The sequence below is a fragment of the Dietzia sp. DQ11-44 genome, from assembly GCF_014145205.1.
Classification (GTDB): Bacteria; Actinomycetota; Actinomycetes; order Mycobacteriales; family Mycobacteriaceae; genus Dietzia; species Dietzia natronolimnaea.
Genome location: NZ_JAALEC010000576.1, coordinates 1 through 2,168, shown reverse-complemented (window position 1 = coordinate 2,168; position 2,168 = coordinate 1). Strand labels below are relative to the sequence as shown.

The window sequence follows — 2,168 nt, the reverse complement described above, 5'->3', positions numbered from 1 at the left end:
CCCGCCCGCGCCGTCGACGTCGCCGACCCGGCCGCCCGCACCACCCAACATCAGCCGGTCGAGCGAGTCCAGGAACGCCGAGAGGGTCTTGCCCGACCCCGTGGGGGCCACGACGAGCGTGTGGGCGCCGCTCGCCAGGGACGCCCACGCCCCCTCCTGCGCGGGGGTGGGCCGGTCGAACGCCCCACGGAACCACGAGGCTGTGGCCGGGTGGAACCGCTCCAGTGCGTCGGACATGAACTCATGATGTCGCACGCCTACGACATCGGCCCGACCCGCGCCCCACCTCCGTAGAGTGTCGGCATGCGCAAGACTGTGAGCATGCACAGCGACAGCATGCGCGATCTCGACGACGACGACCTCGCCTGTTTCCTCGCCACGGGGATCGGTGACATCGTCCGGGGCACGCGCGCCGGGGGGCTGCTCCGCGGGCGCTCGCTCGCCCGTGTCGCCAACGAGGTCGCGCAGAACTGGACCGACGAGGTGCTGGCCGTGCACCGCCCGGATGACGGAACGCTCTCCGAGGGGGTCTCGGACGATCTCAGCAGGCTGGACAAATCCCGCGTCTGGATCATCGACGTGATCGACGGCACCAAGGAGTTCTCGACGGGCCGCTCGGACTGGTCGGTGCACGTGGCACTCGTCGTCGACGGCCGGCCCACCGTCGCCTCCGTGGGGCTGCCGGACTCGGGGCGGGTATTCCGCTCGGACCAGGTCGATCACGTGGACGGCCCCCATTCGGGGACCATGGTGATCAGCCGCAACAACCCCCCGCCGGGGGCGCTCCAGGTCGCGGACGCGGTCGGCCTGGAGGTGCGGCCCATGGGCTCGGCCGGTGCCAAGATGCTCTCCGTCCTGCTCGGCGACGCGGACGCCTACCTCCACGCCGGGGGGCAGGACGAGTGGGACCAGGCCGCGCCGGTCGGCGTCGCCCTGGCCGCGGGGTTGCACGCCTCCCGCCTGGACGGGACGCCGATCCGGTTCAACAAACCCGACACCCACTCCCCGGACGTCCTGATCTGTCGCCCCGAGCTCACCGAGAAGATCCTGGCCGCGCAGGCCGCGCAGGCGACCCGAACGTAGACTGCAGGTCATGACCGTCCCCACCCCGTACGAGGACCTGCTCCGACTCGTCCTGGAGCAGGGCACCGCCAAGGCCGACCGCACGGGAACGGGCACCCGCAGCCTGTTCGGCCACCAGCTGCGCTATGACCTGGCGGCGGGATTCCCGCTGATCACCACCAAGCGCGTCCACTTCAAGTCGGTGGCCTACGAGCTGCTGTGGTTCCTGCGCGGCGACTCCAACGTGGGCTGGTTGCGCGAGAACGGCGTGAGCATCTGGGACGAGTGGGCTGACGAGCGCGGCGAGCTCGGACCCGTCTACGGCGTGCAGTGGCGGTCCTGGCCCACCCCCGACGGCCGGCACGTGGACCAGATCGCGAACGCCGTGGACCTGCTGCGCACCGACCCCGATTCGCGGCGCAACATCGTCTCGGCGTGGAACGTGGGCGAGCTGACGGACATGGCCCTGCCGCCCTGCCACCTGCTGTTCCAGTTCTACGTGGCCGACGGCAAGCTGAGCTGCCAGCTCTACCAGCGCAGCGCCGACCTCTTCCTGGGGGTGCCGTTCAACATCGCCTCCTACTCGCTGCTCACCCACATGGTGGCGCAGCAGGTCGGGCTCGAGGTGGGCGAGTTCATCTGGACCGGGGGCGACTGCCACATCTACGACAACCACGTCGAGCAGGTCAGGACGCAGCTGGCCCGCGAGGCCTTCCCCTACCCGGAGCTGCGCCTGCGCCGCGCGGACTCGGTCTTCGACTACCGCTTCGAGGACTTCGACGTGGTCGGATACGAGCACCACCCGGGCATCAAGGCCCCGGTCGCGGTCTGAGCCGGGAGACGACGGCCGTGCCGGTCCGGATGGTGTGGGCGCAGGCCCGCGGCGGGGTGATCGGCGACGGTCGTGACATGCCGTGGCACATCCCCGAGGACCTGGCGTACTTCAAGCAGGCCACCACCGGGCGCCCCGTCGTGATGGGCCGGGCCACCTGGGACTCGATCCCCGCCCGCTTCCGGCCCCTGCCCGGTCGCCGCAACATCGTGTGCACCCGGGACGCAGGGTGGTCGGCCGAGGGCGCGGAGAGGGCGGCCTCTGTGCCCGCGGC

4 protein-coding genes are annotated in these 2,168 nt (G+C 71.2%); 3 read left to right on the top strand and 1 reads right to left on the bottom strand.

Going from position 1 to position 2,168, the window contains the following annotated elements:
• The coding region (locus G6018_RS13650) for a DEAD/DEAH box helicase (RefSeq protein ID WP_182639899.1) at window positions 1-237 on the bottom strand (237 nt) is incomplete at its 3' end.
• A 99-nt stretch (window positions 238-336) separates the two neighbouring features.
• On the opposite strand from G6018_RS13650, the gene G6018_RS13645 reads away from it, so the two are divergent.
• The 3 genes from G6018_RS13645 to G6018_RS13635 form a co-directional block, all read left to right on the top strand.
• The gene (locus tag G6018_RS13645; protein ID WP_179526315.1) at window positions 337-1,083 is read left to right on the top strand and encodes a 3'(2'),5'-bisphosphate nucleotidase CysQ; all 747 of its coding nucleotides are present in this window, start codon (window positions 337-339) and stop codon (window positions 1,081-1,083) included.
• A 10-nt stretch (window positions 1,084-1,093) separates the two neighbouring features.
• Complete coding sequence (locus G6018_RS13640; protein WP_182609993.1) at window positions 1,094-1,894, top strand: thymidylate synthase; 801 nt, start codon at window positions 1,094-1,096, stop codon at window positions 1,892-1,894.
• 29 nt (window positions 1,895-1,923) lie between these two features.
• The coding region (locus tag G6018_RS13635) for a dihydrofolate reductase (protein WP_187701109.1) at window positions 1,924-2,168 on the top strand (245 nt) is incomplete at its 3' end.